Here is a 21,214-nt window from a genome sequence, read left to right on the forward strand (position 1 = left end):
AGGGGCGCGGGGAACTGCGCGACCAGCCACGATGCCGCCGCAGAGACCGACGCTCAGGACCTGTCCGCTGTATTCACCATCGCCTCGATCCCCGCGATCAGCAGCTCCAGCGCGAACGCGAAGTCCCGTTCCCGCATCTCCTCCACGGTGTCGCCGCCGCGGGCCGCCATGATGTCCTCGGACTCCTTGATGACCTCCGCGGCCTCCGGAGCCTGGGTCACCGCGCTCATCGCATGCCGGAAGTAGTCGTCCTGGGTCATGCCGGCGTCCGCGCAACGGGCGATGAAGTGCCCCTCGATCGTGCCGTAGCCGTACACGAACTGGAAGACGGCCGAGATGGCGCCGGTGAGTCCCTGCGCGGGCAGCCCGGTCCTGCGGATGACGCGCTGGATGACCCGGGAGAACGCCAGCGAGTTGGGGCCGATGTTGAGGAACGTCCCGGCAAGCGGCGACAGCCACGGATGCCGCACCAGCAGCCCCCGGTACTCCCGGGCCAGCGTCCGCAGCTGATCCCGCCAGTCCTCGCCCTCGGCATCCGCATCGGGCAGCCGCAACTCACCGAAGGCCGCGTCCAGGGCGAGTTCGAGCAGGTCGTCCTTGGTGTCGACGTACCAGTACACCGACATCGCCGTGACATTCAGCTCCCCGGCCAGCCGCCGCATGGAGAACTTGCCCAGCCCTTCGGCATCCAGCAGCCGCACAGTGACCTCGGTGATCCGCTCCCGGTCGAGCCCGGAGGGCTGCCCACCCCCACGCCCACCCCGGCGCGCCTTCCCCTCCAGCCAGACACTGGTCCGATCCGAACCCTGGGCGGACTTAGCCATGGCGCACCTTCCTGAGTTCCTTGCTGCCGGTCGCGCGAAGGCGCCCTTCAGGGGCGCGGGGAACCGCGCGATCAACCACCTACGGCCTGCGGACGCACACGCACCGGATGTCCCGAGCTAGTGGGCGCCCACCACCTCCGAGTCTGCCCTTTCAGCCCTGCGCAGCAACGCCGCCGCGACCACCCCACCCAGCAACACAGCCAACGCCCCCACCAACTGACTGGTCTCCAGCCCAGAAGAAAACGCATCCGTAATACGCGCCTTCTCCTCCGCCGACCCCGCCGAAGCCAACGCCGCAGGCAACGACGCCGCCGCCACCGGAATCAACGCCGCGAACCGCGAGTTGAGCACGGCCCCGAGCACAGCCACCCCGAGCCCGTTCCCGAACTCCGCGAGCGTGCCGTTGATGCCGGCGCCAACTCCCGCCTTCTCCCGAGGAATCGCACTCATGATGGCGTGCGCCATCGCGGGGTTGGCCACAGCACACCCCGCCCCGATCAGCAGCAACCCGAGCAACGTCCCGGCATAACCGCCGGAGGCCAACGTGGCGATGGACACCAGCCCCGCCGACATCAGCACCATCCCCAGCAGGATGGACACCGGCGTCCCCAGCTTCGCCGTCCACTTCGCCGACAGCCCGGAGAAGTTCAGCGCCACCACGGCCAGCGCGAGCGGCGCCGTACGCAGCCCCGCCTCCAGCGCGTCGTACCCCAGCACGAACTGCAGATGCTGCGTCAGCAGGAACAGCGCCCCGCCCATCCCGAAGGTGATCAGCACCGCCCCCGCGACAGCACCGGTGAACCGCTGGTCCCGGAAGAAGTGCATGTCGAGCATCGGATACGGGATCTTGCTCTCCCAGTACGCGAACACCGCCAGTACGACCGCCGCCAGCGCACCCGTGCCCAGCACCCGCCCGGACGTCCACCCGTGCTCGGGCCCGGAGATGATCGCGAACACCAGCGAGGACATACCGATCGTGGACAGCAGCGCACCGAGCAGGTCGGGGCGGTCGCCGCGCGGGTTCTTCGACTCGGGGACGAGAGCGATCACGGCCACCATGCCCAGCGCGGCGACGGGCAGGTTGATCAGGAATATCGCGCCCCACCAGAAGTGGTTCAGCATGAATCCGCCCAGCAGCGGTCCCACCGCGAAGCCGAGCGCGTTGACGGCGCTCCAGATGCCGATCGCCTTGGGGTGCTCCTCCGGCGCGAAGATCTGCATGGCCACGGCGAGGGTGGTGGTCAGCAGCAGCGCACCGCCCACGCCCATGCCGGCCCGCGCCGCGATCAACTGCCCGGTGGAATCGGCGAGTCCGGCCGCCAGCGAGCCGATGCCGAACAGGGTCAGGCCCGCGATCAGCATCTTCTTACGGCCGTAGCGGTCGGCCGCGCTGCCCGCGGTGAGCAGCAGGCCGGACTGGACGAGCGAGTACGCGTTGATCATCCACTGGATGTCGGAGGTGGCGGCGCCCAGCTCCGTGGTGAGCGAGGGGATCGCCACGTTCAGCACGGTGTTGTCGAGCAGCACGGTGAGCTGGGCGAGACAGATGACGCCGAGTATCAGCCAGCGCTGGGGATGGCCCTGGGGGGACGTGGTCATGCTGTACACCGTAGAACAGTTCCTGTACGGCGTACAACATGACCACGTCCCAGCCGAGCGTCAGCTGCTGCTCGCCTCCTGCGTCAGGTCGTAGAAGGTCGACGAACCGACCGTCACCTTCGTGAAGTTGGCCTCGACCCACTCCGTGATCTGCGAGGACGTACCGCTGCTGCTGCCGCCCATGCCACCGCCGCCGGAGCCGCTGGAGATGAAGTAGTGGATCTTGCCGTCGGTCACGTACTGCTTGAACTGGGCCAGCGTCGGGGACGGGTCGGTGCCGTTGAAGCCGCCGATCGCCATGACGGGTTCGCCGGTGGAGAGCTGGTAGCTCGCCGCGTTCTGGGCGCCGATGGCCGCCGCGGCCCAGGTGTAGTCCCCGGCGTTCGTCGCCAGCAGCTTCTTGGCCTCGTCGGAGACGGTGGCGCCGTTGAGCAGGCCACCGGCGCCGCCGCCACCGCCCATGCCGCCCTCGCCCATCCGCCCGCCGGGCATGCCGCCCTGCTGGTTCTGGCCCTGGGTGTTGCTGTTGCCGTTCTGGCCCGGCATGCCGCCGGTGCCACCGGTCGGGGGCTGGCCCATACGGCCGCCTTGCTGGCCCTGGCCCTGTGTGTTGCCGTTCTGCTGGTTCTGGCCGCCGCCCGGGAAACCGCCGCCACCGCGACCGCCGCCCATCATGCTCGCCCCGGCCGGACCGGCCGTGACGATGGAGCCGGTGTGGCCCTCCTGAAGCGTGCTGATGGTGTACGCCGTCGGACCGGCGATGGCCGCGACGAAGCTCAACCCGGCTGCCGCGAGGGCCAGTTGGCGCCCCAGCTTGGCGACGAAGATCAGGCCGAGGGCGCCGGTCAGACCGCCGATCAGGACCAGCCACTTCAGCCAGGGGAGGTAGTCCGGCGTGCGGTTGAGCAGGACGTAACCCCAGGCGGCACTCGCCACGACCGCGGTCGCGAGGGCGAGCGAGGCCCACATCTCGCGCCGCTTCTCCCACAGGGTCGCCGCACCCATGCCGACCACGGCCGCCATGTAGGGGGCGAGGGCCACCGTGTAGTACTGGTGGAAGATGCCGGCCATATAGCTGAAGACGGCCATGGTGATCAGCAGCGAGCCGCCCCAGACCAGGAACGAACCACGGGTCACGGACGTGCGCTTGAGCTTGCGCGTGGCCACCAGGCCCGCGATCAGCAGGATCAGCGCCGCCGGGAGCAGCCAGGAGATCTGGCCGCCGATCTCGGAGTTGAACATCCGGTCCCAGCCGGTCTCACCCCACTGCCCGGTGCCGCCACCGCCACCACCGCCGCCGACGCTGCCGGTCTCCTCGCCGCTCAGCCGGCCGAGGCCGTTGTAGCCGAAGGTCAGCTCCAGGAAGCTGTTGTTCTGCGAGCCGCCGATGTACGGGCGCGAGGACGCGGGCCACAGCTCGACGATCGCGACCCACCAGCCACCGGAGACGACGATCGCGACCGTCGCCAGCGCCAGCTGCACCAACCGCTTCTTCACCTGCACCGGCGCGCAGACCGCGTACACGATCGCCAGCGGCGGCAGGATCAGGAAGGCCTGCAACGTCTTGGCCAGGAAGGCGAAGCCGATCGCGACTCCGGCCCACATCAGCCACTTCGTACGGCCGTCCTCCAGCGCCCGGACGACGAAGTAGCAGGCGACCGCCATCAGCAGCGCCAGCATCGCGTCCGGGTTGTTGAACCGGAACATCAGCGCCGCGACGGGGGTGAGCGCGAGCACGACGCCCGCGATCAGACCGGCCGCGGGGCTGAACCGGCGGCGTACGGACGCGTAGACGACGGCGACCGTGCCGACGCCCATGAGGACCTCGGGGGCCAGGATCGCCCACGAGCTGAGGTCGAAGAGGCGGACCGACAGGGCCATCGGCCACAGTGCGGCCGGGGGCTTGTCGACGGTGATGGCGTTGGCCGCGTCCAGCGAGCCGAAGAAGAAGGCCTTCCAGGACTGGCTGCCGGCCTGGACGGCCGCGGAGTAGAAGGAGTTGGCGTAGCCGGAGGAGCTCAGGTTGTAGAAGTAGAGCGCCGCGGTGGCGAGCAGCAGGCCCCAGAACGCCGGGCGCACCCAGCGGGGGTCCTCGGGTCGGCCGTGCCACAGTCGCCGTACGAACGGCTGCTTCGGTTCGCCGGCCGCGGGCGCCGGTGGAGCGATGGGCTCCGTGACGGCCGTATCGGCTGTGTAATAGGTGGTCATCGTCGGTCCCTCGGATCGGTGTCGGTGGGACGCACGGGCTGCAGCTGCAGGGTCGCGTCCCGCCAGGAGCGGTCCGCGGCTTCACCGGCGCGGAACGGGGTGGAGTCGTACGGGGGGTCGTACGTGTCGTGCGTGTTCGGCGCCGGAGTGTGGGAGGCGACGACGGTCGACGGGCGGTCGTCGTCTGGCCGGTCCGGGAAGACCCAGGCGCGGAAGAGCAGGAAGCGCAGCACCGTCGCCGCGAGGTTGGCGGCGATGAGGACCGCCAGCTCGGTGGTGTGCCCGGGGTCGCTGGACGCCGCGTTCAGGGCGGCGAGCGAACCGCTGGTCAGGATCAGGCCGATACCGAAGACGACCAGGCCCTGCGCCTGGTGCTTGACGGCACCGCCACGGCCGCGCACCCCGAAGGTGAGCCGCCGGTTGGCCGCGGTGTTGGCGATCGCGGAGACCAGCAGGGCCAGCGCGTTGGCGATCTGTGAGCCGGAGAACTGCCGGAACACGGTGTAGAGGAGCAGGTAGAACAGGGTCGAAAGACCGCCCACGACACAGAAACCGACAAGCTGGCGGGCCAGCCCCGTGGGTACGTCCTGGATCTCGCGGTCCCGCGGGTCGTCGCCGAACGGCCGGGCGAGCCGGTCCAGCGGCAGCGAACCGCCGGCCAGGGCCTTGCCCACCCGCCACACGCCCTTGAGGTCGTCGGTCGCCGTCTTCACGATGTGGACGGTGGAGTCGGGGTCGTCGACCCAGTCGACGGGCACTTCGTGGATACGGAGGCCCGCGCGCTCGGCGAGCACCAGCATCTCGGTGTCGAAGAACCAGCCGGTGTCCTCGACGAGGGGCAGCAGCACCTGGGCCACATCCCGGCGGATCGCCTTGAAACCGCACTGGGCGTCCGAGAAGCGGGCCTGGAGCGAGCCGCGCAGGATGAGGTTGTACGTCCGGCTGATGAACTCACGCTTGGCGCCGCGTACGACGCGGGAACTCCGGCTGAGCCGGGAGCCGATCGCGAGGTCCGAGTGACCCGAGATCAGCGGCGCCACCAGCGGAAGCAGCGCGTTGAGGTCGGTGGACAGGTCGACGTCCATGTAGGCGAGGATCGGCGCGTCCGAGGCGGACCACACGGTGCGCAGGGCCCGACCACGGCCCTTCTGCTCCAGCCGGAACGACCGCACCTCCGCAAGCTCCGCCGCCAGTCGGGACGCCACCTGCGGGGTGGTGTCGATCGAGGCGTTGTCCGCGATCGTGATGCGGAAGGCGTACGGGAAGGTGCTCTTGAGGTGCTGATGGAGTCTCAGCACACACGGCTGGAGGTCCTTCTCCTCGTTGAAGACGGGGATCACTACGTCCAGGACAGGCGTACCGGCGTCTGTGGCCGGGAGGTGCTCCCGCGCCGGCAGGGGGCCGGGAGAAGAGTCGGTTCGCATGGAACCGACTCTTCTCAAGCCCGCTGTTGCACCGGTGTGGTGGGACTGTGCTGCGCCTGTGAGTGCAGTTGCCAATTCGTTTCGGGCGCCGGACGAGGCGTCTGCGTGGCGAGCGCCGGCAGGTGCACGGTGAAGACCGTGCGTCCGGGGACGCTGTCCACGGTCACCGCACCGTCGTGCGCGGTCGCGACGGCCTGCACGATGGCGAGCCCCAGACCGGTCGAGCCGGAGGCACGGGACCGCGACGAGTCACCGCGCGCAAACCGTTCGAAGACATGCGGCAGCAAATCGGGCGGGATGCCCTGGCCGTTGTCCTCGACGTCCACACACATCCAGGGCCCGCGCCGCTGAATCCGCGCGGTGACCGTCGTACCCGGCGGGGTGTGCTTGCGGGCGTTGCCGAGCAGGTTGATGAGCACCTGCTGGAGCCGGGCCGCGTCCCCGGAGACGAGGGCGGGCTCGTCGGGCAGATCGAGCCGCCAGTTGTGGTCCATGCCGGCCGCGCGGGCGTCGCTGATCGTGTCGACGACCAGCGGGATGAGGTCGGTCTGCTCGAACTGCAACGGCCGTCCGGCATCCAGGCGCGCCAGCAGCAGCAGGTCTTCGACCAGCAGGGTCATACGGCCCGCCTCGGACTCGATCCGTCCGAGGGCGTGCCGGGTGTCCGGCCCGACCTCTTCCCTGCCGCGTCTGGTCAGCTCGGCATACCCGCGGATGGAGGCGAGCGGTGTTCTGAGCTCATGGCTGGCGTCCGCGACGAACTGCCGCACCCGCGTCTCACTCTGCTGCCGTGAGTGCAGCGCCCCATGCACATGGTTCAGCATCCTGTTGAGCGCCGCCCCGACCTGCCCGACCTCGGTATGCGGGTCCGTCTCCGACTCGGGGACCCGTTCACTGAGGTTGACCTCCCCGGTGTGCAGCGGAAGTTCGGAGACCCGGGTGGCCGTCGCGGCGACCTTGCGGAGGGGGCGGGTGGCTACGCCGACGAGGACGGAGCTGGCTATGCCGGCGGCGACGAGGGCGGCGCCGGTGACGCTGGCCTCGATGATGAGGAGGGTGTTGAGGGTGCTGGTGACTTCCTCGGTGGGGATGGCGACGTAGAAGCTGCCGTTTTCGCCGGAACGGAACTCCACGCGGTACTCGCCGAGACCGGGAATCTCGACGGTGTGCCTGTTGCCGTCCTGCTCGACGTTGTTGAGCGCCTCGACCTGGGCGTCGTTGAGGTCCTGGGGGACCATCTGGAGATCGTCGTCGGACTTCTCACCGACCTTGGCGTCGGTGATGGTGCCGTTCTGGACCTCGGCCGCGATCGTGCCCTGCGGCTGCGGGCCCTTGGTGACGAAGTCGTCGAGGTTGGTCGGTTTGGGTTCCTTGTTGTCGGGGGCGCCGGGGGGCCTGAAGCCGACCGCCCGGGACACGGACTCGCCGAGCCGACCGTCGAGTTGCTCGTACAGATGCGAACGCAGAGCCAGCGTCGTCACCGTACCGATCACCGCACACACCACGGCGATCAACACCACGGACGCGACGACGAGCCGCGTCCGCAGGGTGCGCGGCTGCCCCATCCGCCGCTGCCGCTTCTGCGCACGCGGCCGTCGTCGCCCGCTCATGAAGCCGCGGGCTTGATCAGATAACCGGCGCCGCGGCGGGTGTGGATCATCGGCTCGCGCCCGGCGTCGATCTTCCGCCGCAGATACGAGATGTACAGCTCGACGACGTTCGCCTGCCCGCCGAAGTCGTAGGACCAGACCCGGTCAAGGATCTGCGCCTTGCTGAGCACCCGCCGAGGATTCCGCATGAGGAACCGCAGCAGCTCGAACTCGGTGGCCGTGAGATGGATGTTCTCGCCGGCCCGGCTCACCTCGTGGCTGTCCTCGTCGAGGGTGAGGTCACCGACGACGAGCGTGGAGTCGGAGCGGCGGTCGGCGGCACCGGTGCGGCGAATCAGCCCACGCAGCCGGGCGACGACCTCCTCCAGGCTGAACGGCTTGGTGACGTAGTCGTCACCGCCGGCGGTGAGCCCGGCGATCCGGTCCTCGACCGCGTCCTTGGCGGTGAGGAACAGGACGGGAACGTCCGGCAGTTCCCGCCGCAGCCGCCCGAGCACGGCGAGCCCGTCCATGTCGGGCAGCATCATGTCGAGAACGACGGCGTCCGGCCGGAACTCCCGCGCGGTCTGCACGGCGCCCTGGCCGTCCCCCGCGCTGCGGATCTGCCAGCCTTCATAGCGAAGAGCCATGGACAACAACTCGGTGATCGACAACTCGTCGTCCACCACAAGCACTCGGACGGGGCTCCCGTCCGGCCTCAGCAGTTCGGTGCGCCCCTGGGGCGAGGTCGTGGTCATGGCAGACACCTTGTCGGGGCCCTCTGAGAGCACCCTTTCTGGAAGCTGTGATTTTCCTGAGAAACGCACAGGTACCTCTCAGGGAGCGCCTGGGAATCTCTACGAGACCCCGGCAACGACCGAGCGTCATCGTGGGCATCTCCCATTCGGCCGGGACACACACCGACCCCGCCACCGCCCCTCAGAACAACCCGTCCTGGACAGTCACCTCCACCGTCTTGAACTCCCTGACCGGCACGGTGAGTTCATCACTCGCCACCGGGACCAGCTGCCACCCGGTCATCACCCGCGTATCGAGCACGACGACCCGGCCCCCGTTCTCCAGATGCAGATCGGGCCCCGCGGCTGCCACGAGCCGCCCGCTGACGACCCCGCCCGGGACGAGCTCGCGCACCTCACCGACAGGATCCGGAAGGTCGACGAGCCCGAACACCTCGGTGTGGTCGACGGGCCGATACGGCTCACGGACCAGCGACTCCGGCCACCCGCCCAGCGCCACGGCCCGCGCATGCAGCTCACCGAGCTCGGCCGCCCGCTCCTCGGCCGTGCCCGGCAGTCCGGACCGCACGGCCCGCTTGTCGCCGTATGGAATCCGATCCGGCACCCGGAGTGCGGCGCGCAGCAGCTCCTCGGTGCGCCGCGCGGCCATCAACGGCCCGAGCCCCAGCCAGCTGAAGCACACGGCCCCCTGCTCCAGCAGCCGCGCGGACCCGCGCTCTTCGGCGGTGATGCCGACCTTCACCATGCCTGGCCCGAACCACGCCAGATATACGTGATACGGCCGCGGATCGTCGGCCATCGTGTCGGCGGCCACGGAGTGCGCCCGGTCCAGCCGCGCACACTCCTCGCACCGCGCCCCCGTACTCCGCCCCGGCACGCCCGCCCGTACCGGACACGCGTTCCCCCGCGCTCCCACACATTCCCGAACACCCCCGTCCGCGACTCCGAAGGCCACCCGTTTCCCCCTGGTCAGCGCACTGCGCCGCCCACCGTCCCACACGAGCACGGGACCACCCGCCGCCCACCGCAGCCCCGAGCACTTCCATGCTTGTGCCATCGCCTACGACTGTAGAGGCAGCCACTGACAACGCCGATCCGCCAAGATCGCCCGCGCTCAGCCCAAGGACTCGGCAGCGGCGGCGACCTCAGGCTCCCGCTCCCCAGCCACGGCAACAGACGTGGCGACCGCGGCGGCCGTACGCCGCCCCCGCCCCGCCAGCCGGCACCCCAGGCACCCGGCGTGCCCCTGACGCGCCGCCGAATCCCGAACCCGCATCCCCCACTGCTCCCGGGGCCTCCGCCCGGGCGGCTTGCCCCACCCGGCGAGATGCAGCACCCAGGTGACGAGGACGCTCACGCCCCCAACCCCCAGCCCGACCGCCACCAACGCGGCCGAGACCGTACACACCCCCACCCCCACCACAACCGCCCCCACGGACGCGACGCCGAATCCGGTCCACCCCGCGACCGTATGGCCCTCGTCATACTGTGCGCTCACGTACCTGCCTCCTTCTTGGGCAGCGGACGTCCGCTGTGTGGGCGAGGATGGATCCCCATGAAATAACCCTCACCCCGTAAGAAATTTAGCACCTAAACATCTCACACACTAAGGGAATAGGGAACCGCAATGTCAGCCAAGCCGCGCCCGGCCGCCACCCCGGCCGAGGCACTGTCAGCGATGGACTCCCTGATCGCGACCCACCTGCTGGGTCAGCAGGAAATGGCCCAGCGGCTGGGCCTGAACGTCACTGATCTCCTCTGCTTCGCCTGCGTCCTCAAGGCCGGCGACAACCTCCTCACCGCAGGCGACCTCGCAGAACACGCCCACGTCACCACCGGCGCCGCCACCGGCATCATCAACCGCCTGGAACGCGCCGGCTTCATCACCCGCCGCCCCGACCCCACCGACCGCCGCCGCGTCCGCCTGGCCGCGGTCCCGGCCGCCGTCACCCGCGTCGAGTCCCTCTACGGCCCCTACTACGCCCGCCTCCACACCCTCTTCGCCGACTACTCCGCCACCGAAATCGCCGTACTGAACGACTGGTTCACCCGCACGACCGGTCTGGCGCTGGAGTACATCGAGGAGTTGCGCGAACTCCACGGCTCACAACCGCCCCAACGCCCGCGGCCATGACCGGCGGCATCGGACGAGGAAGACCGCGTGCCTCCCCGACACGGCGTCGGTTTCACGGCTCTCGCGGGATGACCTGACGAGGGCGTCGTACGGCGGACCGGACCCCGTTGGTAGGGCTGGCTACACCTTCGATTGGGGTGGCAGTCTCCTCGTTTCGCGGAGCCCGTGACGGGATCGTTGACGCAGCTGATCACAGCAGACCACCAGCTGATCGCCGAGCCTCAACGGTCCCTCCCCGGAAGGAACTTCCCCATGAAGTCGCTGCGTTCGCCGAATCAGGAGATGGCGTACGAGCCGAGCGCCGCGGAGCTGGGGTCGACGGGCGTGGAGGACGGCGCACTACGCATCGCGGGCGCCCCCGGCCCGCTCGCATCCTTCGTCCGTTTCGTGGTGTGCGGAGGCGGCGTCGGCGTCCTCTCCAGCGCGGTGGTGCCGCTGACCGCGACCCTCATGCCCTGGACACTGGCGAACGCGTTGATCACGGTCGCCTCCACCCTCCTCTGCACCGAACTGCACGCCCTGTTCACCTTCGGCACCGGACAGCGCGCCGGCCTGCGCCGCCACCTGCAGTCAGCGGGCTCAGCCACGGCCGCGTACGCGGTCACATCCACCGCGATACTCACCCTCCACACGATCCAGCCGTCGCCGACGCTGTTCTGGGAACAGACCGTCTACCTGACCGCCGCCGGCCTCGCCGGAATCGGCCGCTTCCTGGTGCTGCGCCTGTTCGTCTTCACGACCGACCAGAAAAACACCGACCGGAGCAACACGAGTCGACGCACCGCGCCACTGCCTTACTGCACAGCAGCCTGATCCCATGAGCGTTACACGCTCACCAACCCACCCAAACGCAAGAGGCCCCGGATCGCTCCGGGGCCTCTCACCTATGTGCACTCGGCAGGATTCGAACCTGCAACCTTCTGATCCGTAGTCAGATGCTCTATCCGTTAAGCTACGAGTGCTTGTGTTCTTTTGTTTTTGTCGCCGTTCTGGGCCCTTCTGGGCTGCTCGCGGCGACAGGAAGAACATTACATGACTGCCGCCGCCATGTGAAATCCGTTAGCCGTAGCCCTTGTGACCTGCGGAAACGGGGTTCAGAGGGCTGGGACGGGCGAAGCCCCGGTCGGGTGGACCGGGGCTTCGGCGATCTTGCGCGGAGGCGGAGGGATTTGAACCCTCGATGGGATTTAAGTCCCAAACCGCATTAGCAGTGCGGCGCCATAGACCGGACTAGGCGACGCCTCCCGCACAGCCGCTCGCGCGAGCGCGAGTGGTGCGTGCAGATGATGACACAGTCGAGCGGGGTGTCACCAATCGCCCCCCACGGTACTAGGCAGGCAGGCCGCAGGGCAAAGGGCTTGAGGTGCGGCGGGGCGGGGCGCAACCGTGGGGGCCGTACGGCGTTAGTCAGGTCATGTTGCAGGTCACCCGGGTCACCCGGATTCTCCTCACCGCCGTCGCCTCCGTCGCCGCGGCCGGATTGCCGGCGGCGCCGTCGGCCGCCGCCGGTCATGTCGAGGCCGCTCCTCCGCCCGTCCGCGACGAGGACCGGGGCGGCGATCACCTGACCGTCACCGTCCGGCAGGCGGGGGGCGATGCGGACGGGACGTATGAGCTGTACTGCCGTCCCGTGGGTGGCAGCCATCCCGAGGCGAGCGCCGCGTGTGCGGCCGTGGATCGGAGCACGCGGTGGGGGCGGGAAACCTTCGCTCCCGTGCCCGACGGCACCATCTGCACGATGCAGTACGGCGGCGACGCCACCGCCCATGTCACCGGAACGTGGGGCGGGCGGCCCGTCGACACGACGTACAGCCGCAGTGACGGGTGCCAGATCGCCCGGTGGGACCGGCTCGTGCCGCTCCTGCCCGATCTCGCTCGGTCGTCTTGAGGTCGTCTTGAGTCGTCTTGAGGTCGTCTTGAATCAGCGGTGCCTGTCGCCCCGTGGATGTCGGCGACATCAGCGACTTCGGCGACATCGGTGTGACGTCAACCTCGTGGGTATCTCAAGGCCTGCCTCATAAGCACTCCATGACGGAATCAGAGGTGCCGTAAAGGTCCCGCGAAGGTCTCGCGACGTGAGGGTGGGCGAAAACGCAGGGTCACGCGTTCAGGGTCGTCTTCCGCGTCACGTCGTCGTCACTTCGTCGTGCGACCTCCCTCTCATCCGGCGTCGCGAGCGCAACCGCAGCCCTTAGACTCCCTCGCGTGACACACCGCGGGCGGGTTGGCAAGATGGCCGGAGCGGTGGGCAAGGTGCGGTAACAGGGAGGAAGCGTCTCGTGAGCAGCAGGCCATCCCGAGGCGCTGCTCGCCTCGCAGCCATACTGGACGCGCTTCCCGACGCGTTGGTGCTGGTCAACGCCAATGGGACCGTCGTGAATGCCAACACCATCGCGCTCGAGGCGTTTGAAACGCCGGGGACCGCGCTCGTCGGGCGGGGACTGCTCGACCTGCTGCCGGAGTTTGACTCCAAGCTCATCCCGGGGTCCATGCGGCGGCCCGATCACATGGATCCGCGCGGGCGGACCAAGCCGACGCGGATGATCGCCCGCCGGACGGACGGCAGCGAGTTCCCCGTCGAGGTCACCAGCGCGAACCTGGAGAACGGGCAGCAGGCCTACGACGGCTACGGCTACACCTCCGACGAGCTGCTGATGCTCGTCGTACGGGATCTGTCGGGGACTGTTGACACCGAGGCCGAGCTGGCACGGTCCCAGCGGCAGACCGAGATGATTCTGCGGGCCGCCTCCGAGGGCGTGGTGGGGACGGACACCGACGGGCGGATCGTGCTCGTCAATCCGGCCGCCGCTCAGATACTGGGTTATCGGGCCAGTGATCTCGGCGGGCGCGAGCTGCACGACCTCATGCTGCACTCGCGCGCCGACGGCACGCCGTTCCCGTACGCGGAGTCCCCGCTCGCCGACACGCTGCGCTCCGGACGCAAGCACCGGGTGCGCGGGCAGGTGTTGTGGTCGAAGAAGGGCGAGAAGGTCCCGGTCGACCTGACGACCGCGCCGGTGCGCGACGGCGACCAGCTCGTCGGTGCCGTGCTGACCTTCACCGACCGGCGGCCGTACGACAGCCTCGCCGAGGAGAAGGCCGCCGCTGACACGAGCCACGCTCAGGAACTGGAGCGGCTCGGCGAAGAGCACGCCTCCGATCTCACCGCGCTGCGCCAGCAGCACGTCGCCGAGCTCGAGGAGCTGCGCGAGCAGCACGAGGAGGAGCTCGCGGCCGGCGAGGACCGGTACGCCGCGCTCGCCGAGCGCGAGAAGGACCGGTTCGAGGCGCTCGCCGGGCGGCATGAGCAACTGCTGACGCTGCTCGGGCGGTCCCTGCGCGGGCCGCTCGACGAACTGCGGCGGGAGCTGTCGGCGCTTGCCGCCGATGACGCCGGGCAGCTGTGGCCCGAGGCCAACCAGGTGCTGCATCATCTGTCCGCCGGGTACTCGCGGATCACCCAGCTCATCGACAACGTCCTCGCGTATCAGCTGATCGACGCGGGCAGCGAGCAGATCGTCCGTACGAAGGTGATGCTCGACGCCGTCGTCGCCGCCGGTGTCGACGGGGCCGTCGAGCTGATCGGGCCGGGGCGCGTGCAGTTCGCCGTCCACGCGCCGCCCATCGAGGCCGAGGTCGATCCGGCCCGCCTCGCCACCGCGCTCGCGCATCTCGTCGCGGATGTCGCCGGAGTCGACGCGACCGGCAACTCGCCCGTGTCCGCGGGCGGTTATATGGACAACACCGTTGTGGTGGCGGCGGCTCAGCGCGGTGAGGTCGTACGGATCGAGGTGCGCGGGCCGTACGCCGGGGGAGACCCGGTGCATGAGCCGATCGTCCGCGGGATCGTGCGGGCGCACGGCGGTGTGCTGCAGACGCATGAGGTGCCGGGGATGAGCGGGAGCTCGTTCGTCCTCGAGGTGCCGATCGGCGGCGGGGCGGGGGCCGTGCCGACGCCGGCCATCGCGGCTGCTGAGCCGCAGGAGGCCGAGCAGACCTCCGTCGGCGGGCGGCGGCGGGCCCGGCGGTCCTCCGTGGACGCCTTCCTGGAGAGCGAGGTGCCGGGCGGCGGCGAGTCCGGTGGCTCCGAGGGTTCGGCGCCCACCGGGCGGCGCAGGAGGCGTGCGGCCGAGGCCGAGGGGGCGGGTACGGCTGCGGGTACGGCCGTTGTTCCGGCTCAGGCTTCGGGCGACGGGTCCGGCGGTACTGGGCGGCGGCGGGGGCGGCCTGCCGAGGGTGCGGACGCGGGTACGGTGCCCGGTTCGGGCCTCGAACTCACTGCCGGGGTGTCCGAGGGTGCCGTCGTCACGGCCGCCGAGCATGCCGCCGGGGCCGCGGCCTCCGGGTCCGGCCTGGGCGGTACGGTGCCGCCGCGGGGCGTGCCTACGTCCGACGGTGGTGCAGTGCCCGCGGGGCAGCGGGCCCAGCAGGCGTTGCCGGCCGCGCTGCCCGCTGCTCCCAACGGGACCGCCACGGAGAACGCGCAGCCGACCGGGCGGCGTCGGCGTGCCCTGGCCGCCGCCAACGAACGTGCCGCCGCTCAGGAAGCGGCCCCGCGCGCGGTGTTCGCCCTGCCGCCCGCCGAGGCCGACCGGGCGCCCGTCAGCTCCGAGGGGCAGGCGCCCGTACAGATTCCCGCTCCCGGTGTGTCCGGGGACGCCCAGATCGACGACGGTCGGCACGACGCCGTACCGCACGACCAGTCCGACGACCACACCCCGCCACAGCCGCACCCCGCGAACGCGCCGACGGGACGTCGGCGGAGGGCGGTCGCTCAGCCGGCGGCTCCAGCGGCGGAGCCGACGGGGGCTCCGGTGCAGCAGGGCGCCGGGCAGGGTGTGCCCGTGCAGACGGGGCAGGCCGTGCAAGCGACACCCGGGCAGCCGGTCCCGGCGACGCCGGCGGCACCGGGACAACCGGTTCCGCCACTCGCGCCCCAAGGGCAACCGGTTTCCGGACAGGCGCCCCAGGGGCAACCGATGCCGTCAACGCCGGCGATCCAAGGCGCAGCCTCAGCCTCCGCAGGGCAGCCAGTCCCCGGTGCACCCCAGCCAGGACAACCAGCCGTCCCCGGTCAACCCGTCGTGAACGTGGCCCCGCAGGGTGCCGCGGCTCAGCCTCAGGCCGTAACGACGCCCCCCGGTCAGCCGGTGCAGGCAGGCCCGGCCACGCAGCAGCCGGTCCCCGCGCAGGCAGGTCCAGCACCCGCTGCCCAAGTCGCCCCGGGCACCCCCGCGCAGAACTCCCCCGCTCCGCAGGCGGCCGGCGTCCAGACGGCAGGCCCTGGCCCGCACACCGCCCCCGGTCAGCCGCTCCCCGCGGAAGCCGCGCCCGGCGTGCAGGCCGGTGGGCCTCAGGGCACGCCCGCCCAGCCGTGGGCCACGGCCGACACCAGCTCCGGCGCGGGCGCCCCCGTACCGGCGAACGCAGCCACCCCCGCGCCGATGCCGCCGAACCCGACCGGCGCCGCCGTGCCTCCCAACGGCACCGCCACCCCCGTACCGCCGAACGCGCCCCTGCCGCCCGAGAACGCCGCCGCGCCGCAGCGGGCCGCGCAGCCGCTGCCCGCCGAGGCGACCGCCGCCGCTCCCGTGGACCCCAACTCCACGCAGGGGCGGGCGATCAGTGTGCGGACGTTGGGGCAGGGGGTGCCGTTCAGCAGGCAGGCGGCGCAGGTGCAGCAGGCGGCTTCCGCGCCGGCGGCCCTGCCGGCCTCGCCGCAGACGAGCGGCGGCCGGCGGCGGAAGCTGGGGACGCCGCCCGACCGACCCGACCAGGCGGCCCGGCCGCATCCCTCGGGCGAGCAGACGTCGGCGCGCGGATCCCGGCTGGCGCAGTCCACCGAGGCCGCCGGACGGTCGTACGCCATAGGGGCACCGGACGAGAACGCCGCCGAGGGGCCCGAGCCGCTGGACGGTCCCGGTGGGGCCGTCGAGGTGAAGGAACCGCCGCGACCGCAGCCGATGGACGACGAGTTGCCGCCGGAGCCGCTGGACAATCCGCGCCGGCTGCTGGTGTGGCCCGCGCCGGACGTGACCACGCAGCAGGCCCTGAGCGATCGCGGGTACCGGCCGGTGATCGTGAACTCGCGCGAGGAGGTCGACGCGCAGATCGCGGCTTTCCCCGCCGCGCTGTTCGTCGATCCGCTGACCGGGCCGATCACCCGGACGGCACTTCAGTCGTTGCGGCAGGCGGCCGGGGCCGCGCAGGTGCCGGTGATGGTCACGGCCGGGCTCGGACAGGCGACGCGGGAAGCGGCGTACGGCGCCGACCCGGCCGTACTCCTGAAGGCGCTGGCGCCCCGCGACAGTGAGCAGCATCCGCCGCGTGTGCTGTTGATCGAGGAGCACGCGGAGATCGCGCTCGCGCTGACCGCGACGCTGGAGCGGCGCGGGATGCAGGTGGCGCGGGCGGCGAGCGATGCGGACGCGGTGACGCTGGCGGGGCAGTTCCGGCCGAATCTCGTTGTGATGGACCTGATGCAGGTGCATCGGCGGCAGGCCGGGATCGTCGACTGGCTGCGTGCGAACGGGCAGCTCAACCGCACCCCGCTCGTCGTCTACACCGCCGCCGTCGACCAGGCCGATCTGCCGCGGCTGGCGTCGGGCGAGACCGTGTTGTTCCTCGCCGAGCGGTCCACCAGTACGGAGGTACAGAGCCGGATCGTGGACCTGCTCGCGCGGATCGGGACGAACTAGGGCGTGCGGCAGGGGCGGGGCTGCTGATTCGCCGGACGGGTCCTATCGGAGGTCCTAGCGGGCCGTCAGTCTCCGCGCCGCCTCCTTGATCGACGCCCGCAAGCGGTCGCGGTCGTTGTCCTCGCCGCCGACCAGGATGCGGCTCATCTGGGGGACGACCATGGTCCAGTTGGCCAGCGCGGTCAGGAGGAACAGCAGGTCGCGGGCCGGGATGGCTTCGGTGACGACGCCCCGGTCCTGGCCGTCCTGGAGGGCGGCGACCTTGCGGGCGTAGTGGTCCTGGCGTTCGGACTCGTCGGGCAGTTCCGCGGTGCCGTACTCCAGGCCCTCCCAGAAGAGCAGGCGCAGCAGCTCGGGGTGGGCGGCGTGGTAGTCCATCAGGCGGTCGATCCAGCCCTCGATGTCGTCCGGGTCGACCGGGACGGAGACGGCGAGGTCCAGCATCTTCTTCTCAAGCACGCGCGCGAACAGCTCGGCCTTGTTGCCGAAGTAGGCGTAGATCAGCTGCTTGTTGGCCCTGGCCGCGGTGGCGATGCGGTCCATACGGGCGCCCGCGATGCCGTACCGGGCGAACTCGGCGACCGCGGCGTCGAAGATCCGGGCCCTGGTGGCTTCGGGGTCTCGTGCTGCCATGGGGACAGGGTAGCGGGACAGGTAACCAACTGTTTGGTTGACAGGAATTCGTGGACGGTGCACGCTGTTGCTCCAGTCATCAACCAACCAGTTAGTTGTTAGAGCGGGCTCGAAGGGGAGTCCGACTCGACGGAGCCCACTCGAAGGAGTCTCTCCGGTCATGTCGTCAGCCGTTCCCAGCGAGACCCTGGCCCCCGCCCCGCAAGGCCCCCGAGCCCATCAGGGCCGGGAATCCAAGGCCCCCACCCTCTTCCTCGTCCTCATCGCGGTCTGCACCGCCGTCACGGCCGCCAACATCTACATCGCCGCCCCACTGCTCCCCCTCATCGCCCGCGACTTCGGCACGACGCCCTCGGCCGTGGCCTGGATCGCCTCGGTCGCGCAGTTCGGCTACGCCGCCGGCCTCCTCTTCTTCGCCCCGCTCGGCGACAGCGTGAACCGACGTCGCCTGGTCACCGTGCTCTCCCTGGCCACCACGCTGGCGCTGCTCGCGGGTGCGGCGGCCCCCGGCACGAACGCCCTCGCGGCCGCCGTGTTCATCGCCTCCGCCGCCACGGTCGTACCCCAACTGCTCGTTCCGCTGGTCGCGGCCCGTGCCCCTGCCGCACGTCGCGCCCGGCATGTCGCCGCCGTCATCGCGGGGCTGTTCACCGGGATCGTCGCCGCGCGAGTGCTCGGCGGGCTGGTCGGGGAGGCCTTCGGCTGGCGGGTGGTGTTCATCGGGGCCGCGGTCCTGACGGCCGTGCTCGGCCTGGCCACCGCGCTCGTCCTGCCGGACGAGGGGCGTCGGCGCACGGGCCCGCTGTTCGCCGGGCTCGTCTCGCTGCCGGGAGTCGTGCGCCGCTCGCCCGACCTGTGGCGCGCCTGCCTGCGGCAGGCCGGGATGTACGGCGCCTGGAGCGCCCTGTGGACCTCGCTCGCCCTGTTGCTGACCGGGGAGTCGTACGACCTGACCACCGCCACCGCCGGGCTCTTCGGCCTCTTCGGTCTCGCGGCCAGCGCGGTCGCGCCGCTGGCGGGCGGCCTCGTCGACCGCTTCGGCGCCGCCAAGGTCGTACGGTCCGCGTTTCTCCTCGCCGCCGTGTCCGTGCCGCTCTTCTGGCTCGGTGGGCAGGTGATGTGGGCCCTGTTCGTCGCCGCCATCGTGATCCACGCGGCCCTGGTCGCCTCCCACATCGCCAACCAGACGCTCGCCCTGACCACCACCTCCACCCCGGCCACCGCCAACACCGCCTACGTCGTGGCCGGTTTCGCGGGCGGCGCGATCGCTTCCGCGCTCGCGGGGAGCGCCTTCAGCCACTGGGGCTGGGGCGGGGTGTGCGCGGTGGCGGGGGTGTGGCTGGTGTTGGGGTGGGTGACTACTTCGATACGGCGGTGAGGTCGGGCCTCCCAGTTCGATACGGCGTGGGGCAGGCGCCCGAGTTCGATACGACGTTGACGCGGGCGTGCGCCGGGCGGGGACGGTGGGTGCCCTGCCCGGCGTAGGCCGCCATCCTCAGAGCTTGGTGACGTCCAGCTTGCCGTCGGCGTACTGCCTGCGCAGGACCTTCTTGTCGAACTTGCCGACGCTCGTCTTCGGGACGGCCTCGATGATGGTCCAGCGCTCCGGGAGCTGCCACTTGGCGATCTTGCCCTCGCCGGCGAGGAAGGCGCGCAGGGTCTCGAAGTCGGCGGCGGCGCCCTCCTTCAGTACGACCGTGGCGAGCGGGCGTTCGCCCCACTTGTCGTCGGGGACGGCGACGACGGCGGCCTCGGCGACGTCCGGGTGGGACATCAGCGCGTTCTCCAGCTCGACCGAGGAGATCCACTCGCCGCCGGACTTGATGACGTCCTTGGCGCGGTCGGTGAGGGTGAGGAAGCCGTCGGCGGAGATCGTGCCGACGTCGCCCGTCTTCAGCCAGCCGTCCTCGCTGAACTTGTCGGCGGGACGCAGGGGTTCGGCCCCCGGGCCGTTGTAGTAGGCGCCCGCGATCCACGGGCCGCGGACCTCCAGCTCGCCCGCGGACTCGCCGTCCCAGGGGAGACGCTCGCCGCCGGGGCCGGTGAGGCGGGCCTCGACGCCGGCGGGGAAGCGGCCCTGGGTGAGGCGGTAGGCGAACTCCTCCTCGGTGCCGACCGCGTGGGCCGGCGGGCGGGCGATGGTGCCGAGCGGGGAGGTCTCCGTCATGCCCCACGCGTGGCAGACCCGCATGCCGAGCTTGTCGAACGCCTCCATGAGCGAGGGCGGACAGGCCGAGCCGCCGATGGTGACCTGGGTGAGGGAGGAGACATCACGTGGGCGGGCGGTCAGCTCGGCGAGCAGTCCCTGCCAGATGGTGGGGACGGCGGCCGCGTGCGTCGGCTTCTCGCGCTCGATCATCTCGGCGAGCGGGGCGGGCTGCAGGAAGCGGTCCGGCATCAGCACGTTCACGCCGGTCATGAAGGTCGCGTGCGGCAGGCCCCAGGCGTTGACGTGGAACTGGGGGACCACCGCCAGCGAGATGTCCTGGTCCGTCAGGCCCATCGACTGGGCCATGTTGACCTGCATGGAGTGCAAGTAGATCGAACGGTGGCTGTACACCACGCCCTTCGGGTCGCCCGTCGTCCCGGAGGTGTAGCACATGGCCGCGGCCTGGCGCTCGTCCAGCTCCGGCCAGTCGTACGTCGTCGGCTTCCCGGCGATCAGCTCCTCGTACGCGTGCACCCGCGGGGCGACGTCCGCGAGCAGCGACAGGTCGCCGGGGCCGGACACCACCACGTGCTCGATCGTCTTGAGGTGCGGCAGCAGCGGGGCGAGCAGCGGCAGCAGCGAACAGTTGACGATCACCACGCGGTCGGCGGCGTGGTTCACGATCCAGGCGAGCTGCTCGGCCGGGAGGCGCAGGTTCAGCGTGTGCAGGACCGCGCCCATGGAGGGGATCGCGAAGTACGCCTCGACGTGCTCGGCGTTGTTCCACATCAGCGTCGCCACGCGCTCGTCGTCCGTGACCCCGAGGTCGTCGCGCAGGGCGTGCGCCAGCTGGGCCGCCCGTGCTCCGACCTCGGCGAAGGAACGCCGCTGGGGCTCCTCGCCGGTCCAGGTGATCACCTGTGATGTGCCGTGGATCGTCGACCCGTGGGTCAGGATCCTCGAGATCAGCAGCGGTACGTCCTGCATGGTGCTCAGCACGGCGTCCTCCCGGGGGCGACATTGCCTACGCGGTAGTAAGGGTTGCGCTGATTCTGCTCACATACCGCGCGGTATGTCACTAGGCGCGGGTGATCGATCACGTCGGTCACGTCACGTTGCGTTCACCGGGGTGGGGCTGTATCTACATGCGACTCCGCCGCGATGGGGTCCCCCCGCTCATGGGGGTCCCCCGCTCATG

15 protein-coding genes and 2 tRNA genes are annotated in these 21,214 nt (G+C 70.7%); 5 read left to right on the plus strand and 12 right to left on the minus strand.

Annotation, left to right across the window (positions count from 1 at the left end; genetic code table 11):
- Positions 1-53: 53 nt before the first annotated feature.
- The 8 genes from ACTWQO_RS15710 to ACTWQO_RS15745 all read right to left on the minus strand — a co-directional run bounded on the left by ACTWQO_RS15710 (position 54) and on the right by ACTWQO_RS15745 (position 9,900).
- The gene (locus ACTWQO_RS15710; RefSeq protein WP_443237931.1) at positions 54-824 is read right to left on the minus strand and encodes a TetR/AcrR family transcriptional regulator; all 771 of its coding nucleotides are present in this window, start codon (positions 822-824) and stop codon (positions 54-56) included.
- Between the two features lie 117 nt (positions 825-941).
- A complete protein-coding gene (locus ACTWQO_RS15715) occupies positions 942-2,423 on the minus strand; it encodes an MFS transporter (RefSeq protein WP_443237932.1) in 1,482 nt (493 codons plus the stop codon).
- A 60-nt stretch (positions 2,424-2,483) separates the two neighbouring features.
- Entirely contained in the window at positions 2,484-4,631 is a 2,148-nt protein-coding gene (locus ACTWQO_RS15720) for an ArnT family glycosyltransferase (RefSeq protein ID WP_443237933.1), read from the minus strand.
- On the minus strand, positions 4,628-6,055 hold the full coding sequence (locus ACTWQO_RS15725; RefSeq protein WP_443237934.1) for a glycosyltransferase: 1,428 nt from the start codon (positions 6,053-6,055) through the stop codon (positions 4,628-4,630). The genes ACTWQO_RS15720 and ACTWQO_RS15725 overlap by 4 nt, the downstream gene beginning before the upstream one ends.
- Before the next feature lie 14 nt (positions 6,056-6,069).
- Positions 6,070-7,665 carry a sensor histidine kinase gene (locus ACTWQO_RS15730; RefSeq protein WP_443237935.1) on the minus strand — a complete coding sequence of 532 codons (1,596 nt, stop codon included), beginning with the start codon at positions 7,663-7,665 and terminating at the stop codon, positions 6,070-6,072.
- Complete coding sequence (locus ACTWQO_RS15735) at positions 7,662-8,402, minus strand: response regulator transcription factor (RefSeq protein ID WP_443237936.1); 741 nt, start codon at positions 8,400-8,402, stop codon at positions 7,662-7,664. Before ACTWQO_RS15735 ends, ACTWQO_RS15730 begins: the two co-directional genes overlap by 4 nt.
- Positions 8,403-8,583: 181 nt before the next feature.
- Positions 8,584-9,459: a DUF2797 domain-containing protein gene (locus tag ACTWQO_RS15740; protein WP_443237937.1), complete on the minus strand. Its 876-nt coding sequence runs from the start codon at positions 9,457-9,459 to the stop codon at positions 8,584-8,586.
- Positions 9,460-9,516: 57 nt separating this feature from the next.
- Complete coding sequence (locus ACTWQO_RS15745; protein WP_443237938.1) at positions 9,517-9,900, minus strand: HGxxPAAW family protein; 384 nt, start codon at positions 9,898-9,900, stop codon at positions 9,517-9,519.
- A gap of 129 nt (positions 9,901-10,029) precedes the next feature.
- Here ACTWQO_RS15745 and ACTWQO_RS15750 point away from each other — a divergent pair, with 129 nt between their 5' ends.
- Both ACTWQO_RS15750 and ACTWQO_RS15755 read left to right on the plus strand, forming a co-directional pair.
- Positions 10,030-10,536 (plus strand): MarR family winged helix-turn-helix transcriptional regulator, encoded by a 507-nt coding sequence (locus ACTWQO_RS15750; RefSeq protein WP_443237939.1) that lies wholly within the window; start codon positions 10,030-10,032, stop codon positions 10,534-10,536.
- A 252-nt stretch (positions 10,537-10,788) separates the two neighbouring features.
- Complete coding sequence (locus ACTWQO_RS15755; RefSeq protein ID WP_443237940.1) at positions 10,789-11,349, plus strand: hypothetical protein; 561 nt, start codon at positions 10,789-10,791, stop codon at positions 11,347-11,349.
- Between the two features lie 76 nt (positions 11,350-11,425).
- Here ACTWQO_RS15755 and ACTWQO_RS15760 read toward each other — a convergent pair.
- Positions 11,426-11,498, minus strand: a tRNA-Arg gene (locus ACTWQO_RS15760).
- A gap of 192 nt (positions 11,499-11,690) precedes the next feature.
- Positions 11,691-11,781 (minus strand) — tRNA-Ser (locus ACTWQO_RS15765).
- Between the two features lie 169 nt (positions 11,782-11,950).
- Here ACTWQO_RS15765 and ACTWQO_RS15770 point away from each other — a divergent pair.
- A complete protein-coding gene (locus tag ACTWQO_RS15770; RefSeq protein ID WP_443237941.1) occupies positions 11,951-12,424 on the plus strand; it encodes an SSI family serine proteinase inhibitor in 474 nt (157 codons plus the stop codon).
- Between the two features lie 391 nt (positions 12,425-12,815).
- Positions 12,816-17,234, plus strand: a complete 4,419-nt coding sequence (locus ACTWQO_RS15775; RefSeq protein ID WP_443237942.1) for a PAS domain-containing protein — start codon at positions 12,816-12,818, stop codon at positions 17,232-17,234.
- 54 nt (positions 17,235-17,288) lie between these two features.
- On the opposite strand, the gene ACTWQO_RS15780 is transcribed toward ACTWQO_RS15775, so the two are convergent.
- A complete protein-coding gene (locus ACTWQO_RS15780) occupies positions 17,289-17,867 on the minus strand; it encodes a TetR family transcriptional regulator (RefSeq protein WP_443237943.1) in 579 nt (192 codons plus the stop codon).
- A gap of 160 nt (positions 17,868-18,027) precedes the next feature.
- Here ACTWQO_RS15780 and ACTWQO_RS15785 point away from each other — a divergent pair, with 160 nt between their 5' ends.
- The gene (locus ACTWQO_RS15785) at positions 18,028-19,245 is read left to right on the plus strand and encodes an MFS transporter (RefSeq protein WP_443237944.1); all 1,218 of its coding nucleotides are present in this window, start codon (positions 18,028-18,030) and stop codon (positions 19,243-19,245) included.
- Positions 19,246-19,362: 117 nt separating this feature from the next.
- Here ACTWQO_RS15785 and ACTWQO_RS15790 read toward each other — a convergent pair whose 3' ends face one another.
- A complete protein-coding gene (locus tag ACTWQO_RS15790) occupies positions 19,363-21,003 on the minus strand; it encodes a long-chain fatty acid--CoA ligase (RefSeq protein ID WP_443238049.1) in 1,641 nt (546 codons plus the stop codon).
- Between the last annotated feature and the right edge of the window lie 211 nt (positions 21,004-21,214).

This window comes from Streptomyces sp. 4N124 (assembly GCF_052245395.1).
Classification (GTDB): Bacteria; Actinomycetota; Actinomycetes; order Streptomycetales; family Streptomycetaceae; genus Streptomyces.